Source organism: Burkholderia sp. E168m15 (assembly GCF_016586105.1).
Taxonomy (GTDB): domain Bacteria; phylum Pseudomonadota; class Gammaproteobacteria; order Burkholderiales; family Burkholderiaceae; genus Burkholderia; species Burkholderia orbicola.
Genome location: NZ_BCPO01000002.1, coordinates 95,676 through 113,487 on the forward strand (window position 1 = coordinate 95,676; position 17,812 = coordinate 113,487).

The 17,812-nt window shown below is 69.0% G+C and carries 15 protein-coding genes and 2 riboswitches; of the genes, 4 read left to right on the plus strand and 11 right to left on the minus strand.

Annotated elements, in window-relative coordinates:
* Nucleotides 1–246 precede the first annotated feature (246 nt).
* Both JMF86_RS00640 and JMF86_RS00645 read right to left on the minus strand, forming a co-directional pair.
* A complete protein-coding gene (locus JMF86_RS00640; RefSeq protein ID WP_054928229.1) occupies nucleotides 247–1,338 on the minus strand; it encodes a hypothetical protein in 1,092 nt (363 codons plus the stop codon).
* Nucleotides 1,335–3,038 (minus strand): thiamine pyrophosphate-binding protein, encoded by a 1,704-nt coding sequence (locus JMF86_RS00645; RefSeq protein WP_054928230.1) that lies wholly within the window; start codon nucleotides 3,036–3,038, stop codon nucleotides 1,335–1,337. The genes JMF86_RS00640 and JMF86_RS00645 overlap by 4 nt, the downstream gene beginning before the upstream one ends.
* A 275-nt stretch (nucleotides 3,039–3,313) precedes the next feature.
* Here JMF86_RS00645 and JMF86_RS00650 point away from each other — a divergent pair, with 275 nt between their 5' ends.
* The 3 genes from JMF86_RS00650 to JMF86_RS00660 all read left to right on the plus strand — a co-directional run bounded on the left by JMF86_RS00650 (nucleotide 3,314) and on the right by JMF86_RS00660 (nucleotide 4,476).
* Complete coding sequence (locus tag JMF86_RS00650; protein ID WP_054928231.1) at nucleotides 3,314–3,775, plus strand: hypothetical protein; 462 nt, start codon at nucleotides 3,314–3,316, stop codon at nucleotides 3,773–3,775.
* Entirely contained in the window at nucleotides 3,772–4,056 is a 285-nt protein-coding gene (locus tag JMF86_RS00655) for a type II toxin-antitoxin system mRNA interferase toxin, RelE/StbE family (protein ID WP_054928232.1), read from the plus strand. Before JMF86_RS00650 ends, JMF86_RS00655 begins: the two co-directional genes overlap by 4 nt.
* Nucleotides 4,057–4,239: 183 nt before the next feature.
* The gene (locus JMF86_RS00660) at nucleotides 4,240–4,476 is read left to right on the plus strand and encodes an antitoxin (protein ID WP_011546767.1); all 237 of its coding nucleotides are present in this window, start codon (nucleotides 4,240–4,242) and stop codon (nucleotides 4,474–4,476) included.
* Nucleotides 4,477–4,535: 59 nt separating this feature from the next.
* Here JMF86_RS00660 and JMF86_RS00665 read toward each other — a convergent pair whose 3' ends face one another.
* The 8 genes from JMF86_RS00665 to JMF86_RS00700 all read right to left on the minus strand — a co-directional run bounded on the left by JMF86_RS00665 (nucleotide 4,536) and on the right by JMF86_RS00700 (nucleotide 15,000).
* Nucleotides 4,536–5,924: an L-serine ammonia-lyase gene (locus tag JMF86_RS00665; RefSeq protein WP_011546766.1), complete on the minus strand. Its 1,389-nt coding sequence runs from the start codon at nucleotides 5,922–5,924 to the stop codon at nucleotides 4,536–4,538.
* A 30-nt stretch (nucleotides 5,925–5,954) separates the two neighbouring features.
* A complete protein-coding gene (locus tag JMF86_RS00670; protein WP_054928238.1) occupies nucleotides 5,955–7,097 on the minus strand; it encodes an alginate lyase family protein in 1,143 nt (380 codons plus the stop codon).
* 154 nt (nucleotides 7,098–7,251) lie between these two features.
* Nucleotides 7,252–10,179 (minus strand): aminomethyl-transferring glycine dehydrogenase, encoded by a 2,928-nt coding sequence (gene gcvP, locus JMF86_RS00675; protein WP_054928233.1) that lies wholly within the window; start codon nucleotides 10,177–10,179, stop codon nucleotides 7,252–7,254.
* Nucleotides 10,180–10,237: 58 nt separating this feature from the next.
* Complete coding sequence (gene gcvH, locus JMF86_RS00680; protein ID WP_054928234.1) at nucleotides 10,238–10,618, minus strand: glycine cleavage system protein GcvH; 381 nt, start codon at nucleotides 10,616–10,618, stop codon at nucleotides 10,238–10,240.
* Between the two features lie 126 nt (nucleotides 10,619–10,744).
* Nucleotides 10,745–11,863 carry a glycine cleavage system aminomethyltransferase GcvT gene (gene gcvT, locus JMF86_RS00685; protein WP_054928235.1) on the minus strand — a complete coding sequence of 373 codons (1,119 nt, stop codon included), beginning with the start codon at nucleotides 11,861–11,863 and terminating at the stop codon, nucleotides 10,745–10,747.
* A gap of 83 nt (nucleotides 11,864–11,946) precedes the next feature.
* A riboswitch (glycine riboswitch) is annotated at nucleotides 11,947–12,080 on the minus strand.
* 35 nt (nucleotides 12,081–12,115) lie between these two features.
* A riboswitch (glycine riboswitch) is annotated at nucleotides 12,116–12,219 on the minus strand.
* Nucleotides 12,220–12,333: 114 nt separating this feature from the next.
* A complete protein-coding gene (locus JMF86_RS00690; protein WP_012327637.1) occupies nucleotides 12,334–12,699 on the minus strand; it encodes a hypothetical protein in 366 nt (121 codons plus the stop codon).
* A 213-nt stretch (nucleotides 12,700–12,912) separates the two neighbouring features.
* The gene (locus JMF86_RS00695; RefSeq protein WP_054928236.1) at nucleotides 12,913–13,965 is read right to left on the minus strand and encodes an oxidoreductase; all 1,053 of its coding nucleotides are present in this window, start codon (nucleotides 13,963–13,965) and stop codon (nucleotides 12,913–12,915) included.
* A 327-nt stretch (nucleotides 13,966–14,292) separates the two neighbouring features.
* Entirely contained in the window at nucleotides 14,293–15,000 is a 708-nt protein-coding gene (locus JMF86_RS00700; protein WP_054928237.1) for an SGNH/GDSL hydrolase family protein, read from the minus strand.
* Between the two features lie 311 nt (nucleotides 15,001–15,311).
* Between JMF86_RS00700 and JMF86_RS00705 the strand changes: the two genes are divergently transcribed.
* Nucleotides 15,312–17,399 carry a UvrD-helicase domain-containing protein gene (locus tag JMF86_RS00705; protein ID WP_012327640.1) on the plus strand — a complete coding sequence of 696 codons (2,088 nt, stop codon included), beginning with the start codon at nucleotides 15,312–15,314 and terminating at the stop codon, nucleotides 17,397–17,399.
* Nucleotides 17,400–17,510: 111 nt separating this feature from the next.
* On the opposite strand, the gene JMF86_RS00710 is transcribed toward JMF86_RS00705, so the two are convergent.
* Nucleotides 17,511–17,812: cytochrome c5 family protein (locus JMF86_RS00710; RefSeq protein WP_201316675.1), on the minus strand; the 302-nt coding region annotated here is incomplete at its 5' end.

A 17,812-nucleotide genomic window follows, 5' to 3' on the forward strand; every position in this document is an offset into this window, starting at 1 on the left:
GTTTCGCCCAGGTGGCTAGGCGAGCTCGGCGGGGTCAGTCGGGGCGTCGAAGCGGCCTCCGCTCGGTGCTCATGCCGTGCGTGTACGGCTGCCGGTTCGGTCGTTCCGCTCGCCGCTGCGGCGGCATTGCTCAGGGGCTGGCGGTAGCTTGCCGAGGTAAGCCGACGCGACGATCGCGCCGGGGCTGGCGCTGTGCGCGTGCCGCTGCCGGCTTGATCGTTCCGCTCGCTGCGGCGCTGGCTTCGCTCAGATTGCCGGTGCAGTCACGTCGCGCGGTGCGGGCCACGCCAGCGCGTCCCAGTCGATGGCGCGGTAAGCGGCTTCGACCGCCGCCAGATCATCCGGTCGCTCGCTGCGATGCAGCCCGTGCAATTCGGCCGGCACGTCGAGCGCGACCGGCACGCAATGCGGATAGTCGCGCACGCGCAGCGCCGGCCCGATCGTCGTGAAGCACGCGAGCGTCGGCACGTCGAAACCGTCGGCGAGATGCAGGGCCGCCGTGTCCGGTGCGAACAGCACGCTCGCGCCCTTGATCCACGCGATGAAGCGTGCGGTGTCGGTCGCGTCGCGGCTCACGTCCACGTAAGCCGGATGCGCGAGCGGACCGAAGCCGACGACCGGCAGCCCGTAACGCTGCGCGAGCCGTTCCACGAACGCGACGCACAACGCGGGCGGCACGCTGCGCACCGCGGTGCTCGCATTCGGGCAGAACAGCACGTACGGCCGCTGCCATTCAGCCGGCAGTGCGGGCAGCGGCAGCCGCGCGAGCCAGCGATTGCGCTTCGCGGCGGCCGGCACGGCGGCCGGATCGACGCCGAGCGCGTCGAGGAAGAAATCGATCATCGGCAGCCGCGCGAACGCCGGCCAGTACAGGTGATTGCCGACGTCGATGCAGTGCGCATCGGCGGGTAGCGCGTCGGCGGGGCACGGCAGCGCGCGCGACGGCGCGACCACGTCGGTCGCGAGCGCATACAGCGCGTCGACATAGCGCGGCGCGCGCGCCGGCCGGTACAGCGTGAAGCGTACGTCCGCATGGGCCGCTCGCAGCGCGGCGAGGGCCGTCAGTCCGATCACCGAATCGCCGAGCGTGACCCCCATCCCGTTGATCACGTGTACGTGCCGCGCCTCACTGTAATCGAGCCGGAACGGCCGGTGCGCGGCATGCAGCATGCCGAGCGCGGGCGCGGCCGCCGCATGGCCTTCGGCCCGCTCGCCATGCTCGAGGTCGTACGGCGCGACGAGCGTGCCGTCGGGCGCGAGCAGCGTGCCGGGGTACGCCAGCGCGTCGTCGTGCGACAGCGCGGCGACGGGCGGCGCGATATGCCTGGCCACCGTCATGCGCCGCGCGCGCGGCGGCCCTGCTCGCGGATCTGTTCGAGCGTCGCGGCCGGCGTGCTGGCGTCCTGCGGGATGCGGATCTCGATCACCGCGGGCAATCCGCAGGTCAGCGCGCGTTCGAGCGCCGGCGCGAAATCGGCAGTGCGCTCGACCGTCTCGCCATGCGCGCCGAACGCACGTGCATACGCGGCGAAATCGGGATTCGTGAGCCCCGTGCCGTGCACGCGGCCCGGGTAGTTGCGCTCCTGATGCATGCGGATCGTGCCGAAATGGCCGTTGTTGACGACGATCGCGACGATGTTCAGCCCGTATTGCATCGCGGTCGCAAGCTCGTTGCCGGCCATCATGAAGCAGCCGTCGCCCGCGAGCGCGACAACCGCGCGCTGCGGATACAGCGACTTCGCGGCGAGCGCGGCCGGCAGCCCGTAGCCCATCGCGCCGCTCGTCGGCGCAAGCTGCGAACGGAAGTGCCGGTACGCGAAGTGGCGATGCAGCCAGATCGCGTAGTTGCCCGCGCCGTTGGTCAGGATCGCGTCGTGCGGCAGGCGCTCGCGCAACTGCACCATCACGTCGCCGAGCTGCACGTCGCCGGGCATCGGCAGCGGCGCATGCCATTCGCGGTACGCGCGGTGCGCGTCGGCGGCCGCGCCGGCCCACGCAGGCCGCTCGGGCGGTTCGAGCGCGGCCAGCGGCGCGGCGATCTCGGGCATGCCCGACACGATCGGCAGGTCGGCCGCGTACACGCGGCCGAGTTCGTCAGCGCCCTGATGTACATGGATCAGCGTCTGGCGCGTTTTCGGGATATCGAGCAGCGTGTAGCCGCCGGTCGTCGCTTCGCCGAGGCGGGGCCCGATCACGAGCAGCAGGTCGGCGTCGCGGATGCGTTTCGCGAGCGCGGGGTTGATCCCGAGCCCGACGTCGCCCGCGTAGTTCGGGTGCGCGTTGTCGATCGTGTCCTGGAAGCGGAACGCGCACGCGACCGGCAATTGCCAGCGTTCGACGAAGGTGCGCAGGTTCGCGCAGGCGTCCGGCGTCCAGCCGCTGCCGCCGACGATTGCGAACGGCCGTTCCGCGCGCGCGAGCCGCTCGCGCAGCTCGTCGATCTGCGCGGGCGACGGCGCGGCCGCGATGCGTTTCGCGGCCGGCACGACCGGCTGCGGCGCGCACGCGTCGGACAGCACGTCCTCCGGCAGCGCGAGCACGACCGGGCCGGGCCGGCCGGACGTCGCGACGTGAAACGCATGGCTCAGGTATTCGGGGATGCGGCGCGGGTCGTCGATCTGCGCGACCCATTTGGCCATCTGGCCGAACATCCGGCGGTAGTCGATTTCCTGGAAGGCTTCGCGGTCGAGGTGTTCGCGTGCGCATTGGCCGACGAACAGGATCATCGGCGTCGAATCCTGGAACGCGGTGTGCACGCCGATCGACGCATGGGTCGCGCCGGGTCCGCGCGTGACGAACGCGATGCCGGGGCGGCCGGTCAGCTTGCCGACCGCTTCGGCCATGTTCGCGGCGGCCGCCTCGTGGCGGCAGACGACCGTCTGGATGCGGGCGGTGTCGTCCGCCAGCGCATCGAGCACGGCGAGGAAGCTCTCGCCCGGCACGCAGAACACACGTTCGACGTGATTGGCGAGCAACGCATCGACGAGCAGTCGCGCACCGGTGGTGGCGTGCGGCTCGAGATCCTTGGAATGCGACATGGGCTGCCGTCTCCCTGGGTAGCGGGACGTACAGCTTACGCCGGTTGGCCGGGCGCTGAAAAGTGTCGGAACGCTGAGGGGGCGGCGAGCGCGTGCGTGCTTCGATTGGCCATCCGGCCAGCTTGTGCGCGCTTCCACGACGGCGGAAAGTGAGCGCTATGGATGGCGGGCTGACGCTTGTCTCGATTCGAAAGCGGGCACCCAAATAACAATAAATTGGGATATCACTTAATAGTAAAATTTCAGCGAATGAGTGGAGAAAGGGGGCGAGAATCATGACGACCGAAACGATTGATCAAAAGACGCTGACGGAGCTGGTCGAAGCCGGCGCGGTCCGTGCGGTCCGCGTGGTCGGTTGCGGCAACGGCTGGGCGCTGTCGGCCCGTTGCGGCGCGCACGAGCGCTTCCTGTCGGCCAAGCGCGGCGACGTGCGGGTGTTTCGCCGTTTTGAAACGCTGGTCGGCTTTCTGCGCGACATCGGCATCAACCGGTTCGATGTGGATGCGTCGGCATTCGACCCGGACGCGGCCGGCCGGGCGACTCGGCCCGATCGCGCGGCGGCGTTGAAGGCGGCACACGAGGCGGCGGCGCACGATCGCTGGTTTCGCGAGCAGGTGCAGCAGGCGCTGGACGACCCGCGTGCATCGATTCCGGACGCCGAAGTCAGCGCCAACTTCGCGTCGCGCCGTGCGGCGTTGCGTGAGCGGCTTGTAGGCAAGCGCGGGGATGCTTCTTGACCCTCGCGTTGCACTGGAATCCGAAGGCGTACGAGGATCGCGCCGCGATCATGGAATACCTCGCCGAGGACGACCCGCTGGCCGCGCTCGAACTCGACGAACTGCTGGAAGAAAGGGCGGCGGCGCTACCGGCCCATGCCGAGTTGTATCGGCAAGGGCGGGTGGCCGGCACGCGTGAGCTGGTGGTCGCGCCGAACTATGTGCTTGTGTATCGCCTCCGGCCGGCCAAGGACATCGTGGAGATTCTCCGCGTGCTGCATGCGCGACGGCAATGGCCGTGATGCGATATTTGCGCCGGCTGATTCACCGGGTGTGGCGGGCCAAGTCCGGAACGGAAAAGACTGCCGGGGCCGCGTGTGTTTTCGAACTGATGCCGGGTGGATGACCATGCGCGCGCCAGGACGCGCATCATCGACTGCATGATTTACGTATATCTCCGGTACATCCAGACGTGGGAGAACGACATGCGCACCACAAGGGTATTTTGGAATGGCAGCGCGCAGGTCGTGCAAATTCCTGCCGACCTCGCCTATGAACGCAGCGATATCGAGCTGGAAATCAAGCGCGTCGGCGACGAGATCCGTATTCGGCCGGTGCGACGGCCTTTGACCCACGTGCTCGAGAAGTTCGCTCAATTCGGGCCGAATTTCATGGCCGAAGGGCATGGCGACCAGGAGCAGGCCGAACGCACGGACGGGTGATTGTGCACCCGACGGTCATGCGAGACGCGGCGCGTCCTCCATGACCGCCGGGTCCCGCATCAGCACTCGACGATATTCACCGCCAGCCCGCCGCGCGACGTTTCCTTGTACTTGGTCTTCATGTCGGCGCCGGTCTCGCGCATCGTCTTGATCACGGAGTCGAGCGACACGTAGTGCGAGCCGTCGCCGCGCAGCGCCATGCGCGCCGCGTTGACGGCCTTCACCGATGCCATCGCGTTGCGCTCGATGCACGGGATCTGCACCATCCCGCCCACCGGGTCGCAGGTCAGGCCGAGGTTGTGTTCCATTCCGATCTCGGCCGCGTTCTCGACCTGCTGCGGCGTGCCGCCGAGCACGGCCGCGAGCGCGCCGGCCGCCATCGAGCACGCGACGCCCACTTCACCCTGGCAGCCGACTTCCGCGCCCGAGATCGACGCGTTGAGCTTGTACAGAATGCCGATCGCGGCGGCCGTCAGAAGGAAGTCGATCACGCCCTGTTCGTTCGCGCCGGGCGTGAAGCGCGTGTAGTAATGCAGCACCGCCGGGATGATGCCTGCCGCGCCGTTGGTCGGCGCGGTGACGACGCGGCCGCCGGCCGCGTTTTCCTCGTTGACGGCGATCGCGTACAGGTTGATCCAGTCGATCATCGACAGCGGGTCCTGCAGCGCGCGCTCCGGGCTGCCCGTCAGCGTGCGGTACAGCTGCGGCGCGCGGCGCTTGACCTGGAACGGGCCGGGCAGGTTGCCTTCGGCTTCCGGGTTGCCGATCCCGCAGCCGCGCGACACGCACGACTGCATCACGGCCCAGATCTTCAGCAACCCGTCGCGCGTTTCCTCCTCGGTGTGCCACGCGCGTTCGTTTTCCCACATCAGCTGCGCGATCGACTTGCCGGTCGACGCGGTCAGCGCGAGCAGCTCCGCGCCGGTGCGGAACGGATGCGTCATCTGCTCGGCCGCGCTCAGCACCTTGGTGTTCGGCGCGCCGGCCGTCACGACGAAGCCGCCGCCGACCGACAGATAAGTGCGCTCGACCAGCACCGCGCCGTTCGCGTCGCTCGCGCGCAGCTTCATCCCGTTCGGATGTTCGGGCAGCGCCTGGCGGTAGAACGCGATGTTCTCCTTCAGCACGAACGGCACCGGATGCGTGCCGAGCAGCGCGAGCTGCTTCGTCTTGCGGATGTCCTCCAGCCGCGCGTCGATCGTGTCGGGATCGACGGTGTCGGGCGCGTCGCCGAGCAGGCCGAGCATCACGCCGCGGTCGGTGCCGTGGCCCTTGCCGGTGGCGCCGAGCGAGCCGTACAGCTCGACCTTCACGTGGGCCGTCGCGTCGAGCAACCCGTCGCGCTCGAGGCCCTGGACGAACATCAGCGCCGCGCGCATCGGTCCGACCGTGTGCGAACTGGACGGACCGATGCCGATCTTGAAAAGGTCAAACACGCTGACTGCCATTTCGATACCTGCCTTGCGATAAGAATGATGCTAGCGCGCCTGCAATGGCAGGCACGCGGCGAGCCATGCGGGCGGCGTTAGGGAAAGCTGCTGCGCGACGCGGGCATAACGCCCGTCGAGCCGCGCGGCCAGATGAAAGAGTTCGGTGGCGTTTTTCGGGTCCCACTGCCCCGTGTAGCCGGGCAAGCCGGCCTCGCGGCGCTTCGCGTCGAACGGCACCGGCGAATTCACGAATTCCTCGTGCGTCTTCTCGCCGAGCGCATACGGCACGAGCCAGTCGAGCGCGGCCGCGAGCGTCGCGCCGTTCGCGCCGCGCTCGCGCAGCCAGTTGCGGTTGAAGCGGCGCGCGGCGAGCGCGGCCGTCACCAGCGGCTGCAGATCGTAGACCGCGTAATGCAGCGCATCGCGTTCCTCGAAATCCCAGGTCTTGCCGTCCGGGCCGATGTTGTCAGCGAGATGCTCGACGAACAGCCGCTGCGCGGCGTTCATCATCTTGCGGTCGCCGAGCGTGAACGCGGACAGCGCGATCAGCTTGATCCGGTGGCTCTGCCAGTTGTTGCGCCAGGTGCCGGTGAGCGGGCGCTTCTGCGCGTCGACCTGCGCGACATAGCCGGCGCCGAGCTTCGCGATGAACGCGGCCGTCGCGTTGCGCGTTTTCACCGGCAGCGCGCTCGCGGTCATGTCGTACGCGACGATCAGGCTCTCGAAGCGCGTCTCGTCGATCGGGTTGAAGCTCGGCTGGTAGGTCGAGACCCACGCGGACAGGAAGCGGTCGACGAGCTGCAGGTAGCGCGGCGCGTTCGTCACGCGCCACGCGAGCGCCGCATCGCGCATCAGGTCCATGTCCTTGAGCGCGGCCGCACTCTGGTCATAGATGCCTTCGTGCGGCAGCGTGCCCTCGGTGTGCACGCGCGCCATCGCCTTCGGCTGCTCACCGATGCGCGCGTCGACGCTGCGGATCAGCGCCTGCACGCCCGGCTCGGCCTGCGTCGTCTCGCTCGCCTGCAGCGCCGGAGCCGCGCAGAAATTCATCGCCGCGCGCGCACTGCCGGACACGCCGAGGCCGGCGGCGGCCAGCGACAGCGCTGCGACGAGCATCGGCACGTAGCGGCCCGCGCGGGTGCGCGGCCGCCTCGCTGTTGCACCATGGCCCGGAAACATCGGACGCACCATGCGGAACTCCTTCATTGGCTGGATCGCGTGTGATGTTAGCCGGATTGGCGGGCGAGCGTGAAACGGTTGGCCGGGCGGCGAACGTAAAAACCGCACGCAACCGGTGGCTGCGTGCGGTGGGTTCACGGTCGGACGCTCCGGTGCGAGACGGGCGTTATGCGTAGTCCGACATCGGCACGCACGAGCAGAACAGGTTGCGGTCGCCGTACGCGTTGTCCGCACGGCCGACCGGCGGCCAGTACTTGTTCGTGCCGAGCGACGCGACCGGGTACGCGGCCTGCTCGCGCGAGTACGCGTGCGGCCATTCGTTCGCGGTGACGACGGCCGCCGTGTGCGGCGCGTGACGCAGCGGGTTGTCCTCGCGATCGGCGCGGCCTTCCTCGACCGCGCGGATTTCCTCGCGGATCGCGATCATCGCGGCGATGAAGCGGTCGAGTTCTTCCTGCGATTCCGATTCGGTCGGCTCGACCATCAGCGTGCCCGGCACCGGGAAGCTCATCGTCGGCGCGTGGAAGCCGTAGTCCATCAGGCGCTTCGCGACGTCGTCGACGCTGATGCCGCTCGTTTCCTTGATCGGACGCAGGTCGAGAATGCACTCGTGCGCGACCAGCCCGCCCGGGCCCGAATACAGCACCGGGTAGTGCGGCGCGAGGCGCTTCGCGATGTAGTTCGCGTTGAGGATCGCGGTTTCGGTCGCGGCGGTCAGGTTCTTCGCACCCATCATCGCGATGTACATCCACGAGATCGGCAGGATCGACGCGGAGCCGTACGGCGCGGCCGATACCGCGCCGATGCCGTCTTCCGCGCGGGCGTAGCCGGTCGAGCGCTGGTTCGGCAGGAACTTCGCGAGGTGCGCGCCGACCGCGACCGGGCCGACGCCCGGGCCGCCGCCGCCGTGCGGGATGCAGAAGGTCTTGTGCAGGTTCAGGTGCGACACGTCGCCGCCGAACTGGCCCGGCGCGGTCAGGCCGACCATCGCGTTCATGTTCGCGCCGTCGACGTACACCTGGCCGCCGTGCGCATGGACGATCTCGCAGATCTCGCGGACGTTCTGCTCGAACACGCCGTGCGTCGACGGATACGTGATCATGATCGCCGCGAGGTTCGCCGAATGCTGCTCGGCCTTCGCCTTCAGGTCGGCGATGTCGACGTTGCCCTGCGCGTCGCAGGCGACGACCACGACCTTCATGCCGGCCATGTGCGCGGATGCCGGGTTCGTGCCGTGCGCGGATGCCGGGATCAGGCACACGTCGCGATGGCCTTCGCCGCGCGATGCGTGGTACGCGTGGATGATCAACAGGCCCGCGTACTCGCCCTGCGAGCCCGCGTTCGGCTGCAGCGACACGGCCGCGTAGCCGGTGGCCGCGACGAGCATTTCCTCGAGCTGATCGATCATCTCGCGGTAGCCGACGGTCTGCTCGGCCGGCGCGAACGGATGGATGCCGCCGAACTCGGGCCACGTGACGGGCAGCATTTCCGACGTCGCGTTGAGCTTCATCGTGCACGAGCCGAGCGGGATCATCGAGCGGTCGAGCGCGAGATCCTTGTCCGACAGGCTGCGCAGGTAGCGCAGCATTTCGGTTTCGGAATGGTGACGGTTGAACACGTGGTGCGTCAGGTATGCGCTCGTGCGCTCGAGGCCGGCCGGCAGCGCGGCGACGCCGGCGAGACCCGCGTCCAGCGCATCGACGGCCGGCGCGGTGCCGCCCGCGGCTTGCGCGAACACGTCGAGCAGATCGGCGAGGTCGTCGCGCGTCGTCGTTTCGTCGACCGATACGCCGACTTGCGTGTCGCTCACGCGGCGCAGGTTGATGCGCTTCGCCTTCGCGAATTGGTGGACCTGCGCGGTGCGCGCGCCGGTGTCGATCGTCAGCGTGTCGAAGAACGTGTCGTTGACGGTCACGAAGCCGAGCTGTTTCACGCCGGCCGCGAGCAGCGCCGCGATGCGGTTCACGCGCAGCGCGATCGTCTTCAGGCCGTGCGGGCCGTGGTAGACCGCGTACATGCTGGCCATGATCGCGAGCAGCGCCTGCGCGGTACACACGTTCGACGTGGCCTTCTCGCGGCGGATGTGCTGTTCGCGCGTCTGCAGCGCGAGGCGCAGCGCGGGCTTGCCCTGCGCGTCGACCGTCACGCCGACGAGGCGGCCCGGCATCTGGCGCTTGAATTCGTCACGCACGGCCAGGTAGGCGGCGTGCGGGCCGCCGAAGCCCATCGGCACGCCGAAGCGCTGCGTGTTGCCGATCGCGACGTCCGCGCCCCATTCGCCGGGCGGCGTCAGCACGGTGAGCGCGAGCAGGTCGGCCGCGACGACCACGTGGCCGCCGGCCGCGTGGATCGCGTCGGTGAGCGCGCGGTAGTCGCGCACGTCGCCGTTCACGCCCGGGTACTGCAGCAGCACGCCGAACGCGTTCGCCTGCGCCGCGTCGGCGGCCGGGCCCGTCTTGACCTCGATGCCGATCGGCAGCGCGCGCGTGCGGATCACTTCGAGCGTTTGCGGCAGCACGTCGTCGGCCACGTAGAACACGTTCGACTTCGGCTTGCCGGTGCGTTGCAGCAGCGTCATCGCTTCGGCCGCGGCCGTCGCTTCATCCAGCAGCGAGGCGTTCGAGATCGCGAGGCCCGTGAGGTCGGCCACCATCTGCTGGAAGTTCAGGAGCGCCTCGAGGCGGCCCTGGGAAATTTCGGGCTGGTACGGCGTGTAGGCCGTGTACCACGCCGGGTTTTCGAGCACGTTGCGCAGGATCACGGCCGGCGTATGCGTGTCGTGATAACCCTGGCCGATATACGAGCGGAACACCTGGTTCTTGTCCGCGAGCGCACGCAGCGCGGCGAGGGCTTCGGCCTCGCTCTTCGGCTGCGCGAACGGGCCGAGCGGCAGCGTTTCGGCGCGGCGGATCGAGGCCGGGATCACGGCGTCGATCAGGGCGGCGCGCGACGCGAAGCCGAGCGTGTCGAGCATGGCCTGCTGGCTGGCGGCGTCGGGGCCGATGTGGCGTTCGGCGAACGCGTCATGCGTTTCGAGCGCGGCGAGCGAGAGGGGCGTGCGGTTCATCAGGCGGTCCGGGTGTTCGAGCTTCATGGCGTGACTCTGGTCCCGCGCGCGCCGAGGCCGGCGCCGCGCGGTTCGGGTAGGGAAATTAGTCGATCAGCTTGCTGTAGGCGTCGGCGTCGATCAGCTTGTCGGTCGATGCGCCGGCCGCGAGCTTGATCTTGAAGAGCCACACGCCGTATGCGTCGCCGTTCACGTCTTCCGGCGAGTCAGTGGCTGCTTCGTTGACGGCGACGATCTCGCCGGACACCGGCGAGTAGATGTCGGATGCCGCCTTCACCGATTCGACGACGCCGACGGCGTCGCCCGCGTTCACCGACTTGCCGACTTCGGGCAGCTCGAGGAAGACGATGTCGCCGAGCGTGCTCTGTGCGTGATCGGTGATGCCGACCGTCAGCGTGCCGTCCGCCTCGGTGCGGATCCACTCATGTTCGTCGGTGTATTTCAGATCGGCCGGGACGTTGCTCATCGGATGCTCCTGGATAAAAGGGTGTGTTCGTTCTGCTGGCGCGCCGCCATGGCACGCCGAATAGGGTTGCGCCGGGCGCCATCTCCCGGCTTGCCGGAAGGCGGCCCCGCGGCCGCCTCTCGGTCGTTACGCAGCGAGGACCTTGCCGTTGCGCACGAACGGCAGTTTTACCACGCGCGCGGGAAGATTCTTGTCTCGAATTTGCACCTGGACGATGTCGCCGACCTGGACGGCCGCCGGCACGCGCGCGAACGCGATCGATTCCTGCATCGACGGCGAGAACGTGCCGCTCGTGATCTCGCCTTCGCCGTGCGGCGTGACGACCTTCTGGTGCGCGCGCAGCACGCCGCCCGCCTTGCCGTTTTCCTTCTGCAGGATCAGGCCGACGAATGCGGCGCGCGTGCCGTTGGCTTCGAGTGCGGCGCGGCCGACGAAGTCGCGCGGCGCGGTGAGGTCGACCGTCCAGGCGAGGCCCGCGTCGAGCGGGGAGACGGTGTCGTCCATGTCCTGGCCGTACAGGTTCATGCCGGCCTCGAGGCGCAGCGTGTCGCGCGCGCCGAGCCCGCACGGACGCACGCCGTGTTGCTGCAGCGCATTCCACAGCACTTCGACGTGCACGGCCGGGACGATCACTTCGAAGCCGTCTTCGCCGGTGTAGCCGGTGCGTGCGATGGTGAGATCGCCGAACGGCGTGCCGGCGACCTGCGCGGCGTTGAACGGCTTGAGCTCGCTGGTGGCGGCGCGGGCGGACGGCACCGTCGCCCAGACCTTTTCGCGGGCGTTCGGGCCCTGGACGGCGACGATCGCGAAGTCGCGGCGCGGCGCGATGGTCAGGCCGTAGCCGCCTTGCTCGTTCAGCTGGTTGAACCACGCGATGTCTTTCTCGGCGGTGCCGGCGTTGACGACCACGCGGAAGAATTCTTCGGTGAAGTAGTAGACGATCAGATCGTCGATGACGCCGCCCTGCGGGTTGAGCAGGCACGAGTAGAGCGCCTTGCCGGGCGTCTTGAGCTTGCCGACGTGGTTCGCGATCGCATGCTCGAAGAACGCGCGCACGCGGCTGCCGGTGAAATCGACGACGCACATGTGCGACACGTCGAACATGCCGGCGTCGGTGCGCACGGCAGCGTGTTCTTCGATCTGCGAGCCGTAGTTGACGGGCATGTCCCAGCCGCCGAAGTCGACCATGCGGGCATTGAGCGCGCGGTGCGCGGCGTTGAGCGGGGTGTGATTCAGTGCAGTCATCGAGGCCTCAGGCAAGGCGCTTGCGCGCGGATCAGAACGGCCATGTGCCGACCGCCGCGGCTGATAGCCTCGAGCGATCCGGTACATGCCCCTCTGTCCTCGATACCTGAGAGATTGCGCTGCGGGCAAAGCCCGGCGAACGCGCGCCCCTTCGGTGGGCAGCTTGCCCGCACAGCCAATGCGCTGCGGGCTACTGCCGCTCTCCAGAGTGCGGGGAGAGTAAGGTGTCCGCGCAATGCGCGGACGCGATTCCCCGACGCGGTCGGTCCTTTTGCCTGAGAGTTTGCGGGTGTGCCCCTTCGGCGGCGCAACCGGTGTCGGAACGACCCGGTCACACGCTCTCCCGACGCGTGCGGGCGACTGTACGCGAGCGGGTGGGCCTTGTCAATTTGAGCAAAAGAATGTCGCTTCGCGACAAGCGGCGGCGGCCGGCGCCGCCGCTTTTCTCCGCACCGGCGGGCGTCGGCGCGTTACTCGCCGATCGCGCGCGCGGCCGTGTCGAGTTCCTGATTCAGCACACGCTGCTCGTCGCCGGACAGGCCGCCGTTGTGCTGGGCCGACATGTCGTTCGCTTCCTGGCGGATCACGTCGAGACGGTGGTGCAGCTGCGCACCGTAGGGCGGCGGGTAGTAGCCGCCGTTCACACGGGCGTCGATGCGGCGATGCAGGTTGTCGATCCGGCCCTGGACCTCCTGCATGCGGTCGTTCGCGACGACCTGCGGGTTCGGTCGCGACGGCGGAGGCGCCTGCCGGGCCGGCCGCTGCGGCTGCACGATACAGGCCGCGAGCGAGGAAACCAGGACGCAGCATGCCGCTGCGCGAATCAACCGTTGCATCACATTCTCCTGACGGATAAGTGTCGAATCGACTTTTTGAGAAACGCGTCAGACCGGACGACCGCTGACTTTCGTTCCCGCACCATTTGTAACGGAATGTTCGGGGCCGTGGCCGCGGGGCGGCGTGGCGGTAGACACAAGCGCCGCCGGTGCCGATGCCTGGCGGCGTGGCGCGGAGGGTGGCCGGGTCGGCACCGACCCGGCCGGCGGTCGTCAGACCGTGCGGCGCACGAACGGCACCCGGCGGCCGTCGTGTTCGCTCTGCGCGGCGAGCTCGATGATCGTCATCACGTCGACCGCGTCCTGCGCGGTGACGGGAAACGGCGCGCCATCACGGATCGACGCGGCGAGCGCGCGGTAGAACTCCGCGTACTGGCCGTCGAGCGTCGGCACCGGCCGCTCGAGCTCGACGTCGCCGTCGAGCACGCGCAGCAGGCCGGGCGGATTGCCGCCGCCGAATTCGACGTCGTCCGCGGTGAGGCCGGCCTTGAGCTGGTCTTCCTGCGTGTCGAGCCCGAACTTCTGGTAGCTGCCGCGCGTGCCGTGCAGCGTGAAGCGCGCGGGCTCGATCGCCGACAGCGCGCTCGCGTGCAGCGCGACGTCCTTGTCCGGATAGCCGAGCAGCAGGTGCACGAAATCGGGCGCCGTGCCGTTGTCGCGGCGCGTCTTGACGGTGGCGCTCACCGTTTCCGGCGTGCCGAACAGCGCGAGCGCCTGGTCGATCAGGTGCGGGCCGAGGTCGAGCAGCAGGCCGCCGCCGCGGGCCGGCTCCTCGCGCCAGCGCGTGCGCGGCGTCGGCCGGAAGCGGTCGAAGTGCGACGCGAAGTAGGTGAGGCGGCCCAACTCGCCCGATTCGACGATCCGGCGCACGGTGAGGAAATCGCCGTCCCAGCGGCGGTTGTGGAACGGCGCGAACAGCCGGCTGCGCGCGTTCGCGAGCCGCGCGAGGGCGAGCGCCTCGTCGGCGGTGAGCGTGACGGGCTTGTCGACGACCACGTGGCGGCCGGCTTCGAGCACCTGACGCGCGAGCGTGAAATGGGTGTCGTTCGGCGTGGCGATCACCACGCATTCGATGTCATCGAGGCCGAGCAGCGTGTCGAGATCAGGGACGACGCGCGCGCCCGGATACGCGGCCTGCGCGCGATCGGGCTGACCCGTCGCGATCGCGGCGACTTCGGTGCGGCCGCTCGTGGCGATCACCGGCGCGTGGAACGTCGCGCCGGCGAAACCGAAACCCATCAAACCAATCCTGAGCAATGACGACATGGCAATTCCTGGCTGCGAAGGAAACTAAAGGATGGCGCGCCGGAGCGGCGCGAGGACGACCGGCTATTTTGGCATGGCGCCGCTGCTTGCACAGACGCGTCGGGCGAAATGCACGAAGCGAGGCGGCGCTTGCGCGGGGAAGGCTGGCATTTTGCGCGGGGTCGTGCGCCGTGCCGCGGTATGGTTGGCTGGTTTGCGGCTCGCGGCTCGCGGCTCGCGGCTCGCGGCTCGCGGCTCCCGGCTCCCGGCTCCCGGCTCCCGGCTCGCGGCTCCCGGCTCCCAACCCCCGGCAAGCCGTGGCGGCAGTCAGCCCCCGAACGCGCCCCATCATCCGCCCGGCCGCTGCCTCACGGCGGCCGCGACCTGCGCGGCCCACACCGCGCACGCGGCTGCGCCGGGATGGAAGCCGTCGGCGGCCATCAAATGGCGTTCGAGCGGCAGGTCGACCCGCAGGAACGTGCAGTGCGGTTGCGCGCCGGCCCAGCCGGTGAGCGCCGCGTTGAGCCGCTTCGCGCGCCGCCCCAGATACCACGCGAGCGGCTGCGGCAGCGCCGGGAAGCGCTCCATCGGCGGCACCGCCGACAGGATCGCGTGCCCGACCTGGAAACGCTCGGCGAGCAGCCGCACCAGCTCGGCCTGCTGCGCGAGCCAGCGAGCGGGCGACACGCCTCCCGTCACGTCGTTGACGCCGAGCGACGTCACGGCCACGTCGAACGGCTCGGCCGGCTCCGCGGCGAGCCAGTCGACCAGCTCCCGCGTGGTCAGGCCGGTGCGTGCGAGCAGTTTCCAGCGCACGCGGTGCGTGGCCGCCAGCGCGTTCGCCAGTTGCCCGGCGAGCGCATCGTGCTGCGTCGCGACCCCGACGCCCGCGGCGGCCGAATCGCCGACCACCAGCACGCGCAGCGGTGGGCCGTCGCCGGCCACGCCGTCGCGCGGGCCGGCCGCCTCGGGCAGCCGCGGCGTGACGCGGCGCACGTAGCGCCCTTGTGCGAACAGCAGCGGGCCGAGGGCAGCGGTGGCGAACGGGTATCCCATGAGGTCGATCCTGCGGTGGTTGAAACGCATTGAAGCGAGGGCGGCGCGGGTGGCGTCGGGGAGTGCATATTGTGTCCGATCGCAGCGCGAACAGGGCCAGATTGGCCGAGCGGACAGCCACGACCACGCCGAACGGACAGGGGGCGCCCGCCCGGCAAGCCCGCGCGCCCCCGTCCGGCGGCGTGCCCGAAATACGCGCCGCCGACGTGTTAACATGCGCGTCCTGCCCCGCGTGTCCGCCTGCTTCGCCAGCCTGCCGCGCACGGCATCCTCCCGGCGTCCGCCGTCAACCAGCAACACCATCCGCCATCATGTCCGCAGGCCTCAATCCCGCTCAGAACGAAGCGGTGCGCTATCTCGACGGTCCCTGTCTCGTGCTCGCCGGCGCGGGCAGCGGCAAGACACGCGTGATCACGCAGAAGATCGCGCACCTGATCGAAGCGAAGGGCTTCGAGCCGCGCCATATCGCCGCCGTCACGTTCACGAACAAGGCGGCCGCCGAAATGCGCGAGCGCGTGTCGAAGCTGCTGGAAGGCAAGACGCTCACCACGCCGGGCAAGGAAGGCCGCAAGGTGCCCGTCAACCAGCTCACCGTCTGCACGTTCCACTCGCTGGGCGTGCAGATCCTGCGCCAGGAGGCCGAGCACGTCGGCCTGAAGCCGCAGTTCTCGATCATGGATTCGGACGACTGCTTCGGGATGATCCAGGAGCAGCTCGGCACCACCGACAAAGGGCTGATCCGCAAGATCCAGAGCATTATCTCGCTGTGGAAGAACGGCCTGATCATGCCCGACGAGGCGATGGCGATCGCCGCCAACGAGGACGAGCACCAGGCCGCGCTGGTCTACCGCAACTACGTGGCGACGCTGCACGCGTACCAGGCGGTCGACTTCGACGACCTGATCCGCCTGCCGGCCGAGCTGTTCGCGAAGAACGAGCAGGTGCGCGACCGCTGGCAGAACAAGTTGCGCTACCTGCTGATCGACGAGTACCAGGACACCAATGCGTGCCAGTACGAGCTGCTGAAGCAGCTCGCGGGCCCGCGCGCCGCGTTTACGGCGGTCGGCGACGACGACCAGGCGATCTACGGCTGGCGCGGCGCGACGCTGGAGAACCTCGCGCAGCTCGGCAAGGATTTTCCGAAGCTGCACGTGATCAAGCTCGAGCAGAACTACCGGTCGACGGTACGAATCCTGACCGCCGCGAACAACGTGATCGCGAACAACCCGAAGCTGTTCGAGAAGAAGCTGTGGTCCGAGCACGGGATGGGCGATTCGATCACCGTCACGGCGTGCAACGACGAGGAACACGAGGCTGAATCGGTCGTGTTCCGGCTGTCCGCGCACAAGTTCGAGCGGCGCGCGCAGTTCCGCGACTACGCGATCCTGTATCGCGGCAACTTCCAGGCGCGCATCTTCGAGCAGGTGCTGCGGCGCGAGCGGATTCCGTACGTGCTGTCGGGCGGCCAGTCGTTCTTCGACAAGGCCGAGATCAAGGATCTGTGCGCGTACCTGCGGCTGATCGCGAACGCCGACGACGATCCCGCGTTCATCCGTGCGGTCACGACGCCGCGCCGCGGCATCGGCAACACGACGCTGGAAGCGCTCGGCTCGTTCGCGGGGCAGGCGAAGGTGTCGCTGTTCGAGGCCGTCTACATGGGCGGGATCGAGGCGCGGCTGTCGGCGCGCCAGGTCGAGCCGTTGCGGATGTTCTGCGACTTCATCCAGCGCCTGACCGAGCGCGCGGACAAGGAACCCGCGACCGTCGTGCTCGACGACATGATGGAGGCGATCCACTACGAGGCGTACCTGTACGACGCGTTCGACGAGCGGCAGGCGCAGTCGAAGTGGCAGAACGTGCTCGAATTCCTCGAATGGCTGAAGCGCAAGGGCACGAAGCCCGAGACGGACGCCGTCGACGGCGAGGCCGAAGGTTTCCACAACGCGGACGGCCTCGCCGATACGGGCAAGAACCTGCTCGGCCTGATCCAGACCGTCGCGCTGATGTCGATGCTCGAGGGCAAGGACGAGGACCCGGACGCCGTGCGGCTGTCGACCGTCCATGCGTCGAAGGGGCTCGAGTATCCGCACGTGTTCCTGGTCGGCGTCGAGGAAGGCATCATGCCGCACCGCGGCGGCAGCGAGGACGACGGCCCGATCGACAACGAGCGGATCGAGGAGGAGCGCCGGCTGATGTACGTCGCGATCACGCGCGCGCAGCGCAGCCTGCACCTGAACTGGTGCAAGAAGCGCAAGCGGGCGCGCGAGACGGTCGTGTGCGAACCGTCGCGCTTCATCCCGGAGATGGGGCTCGACGAAGCGCCGCCGCCGACGCCGGAAGAAGCGCCGATGTCGCCGAAGGACCGGCTCGCGAGCCTGAAGGCATTGCTGCAGAAGTGACGCGGCGCCGCCGCCGCGCGCACGCTGGCGCGGCCAACCGGCGACACAAAAACGAAACCCCCGCGATGCGTGTGCGTCGCGGGGGTTTTTTACGGATGGCAGGGTGAGTCGTTACTTCGCCGCGTTGACCATGTAGTCGACGGCCGCCTTCACGTCGGCATCGGACGCGTTCGACCCGCCCTTCGGCGGCATCGCGCCCTTGCCGTGCAGCGCGTAGTTGTAGACCGTATCCATCGAGTCCTTCAGGCGCGGCGCCCAGTCTTCCTTGCTGCCGAACTTCGGCGCGCCCAGCACGCCGGCCGCGTGGCAGGCCTGGCAGGTCGACGCGTACAGCGCCTTGCCGGCCGTTGCCGCGTCGGCGCCGGCCGGGGCGGCCGCGGGCTTTTCGCCGGCCTTCGGGATCGCGGCGATCG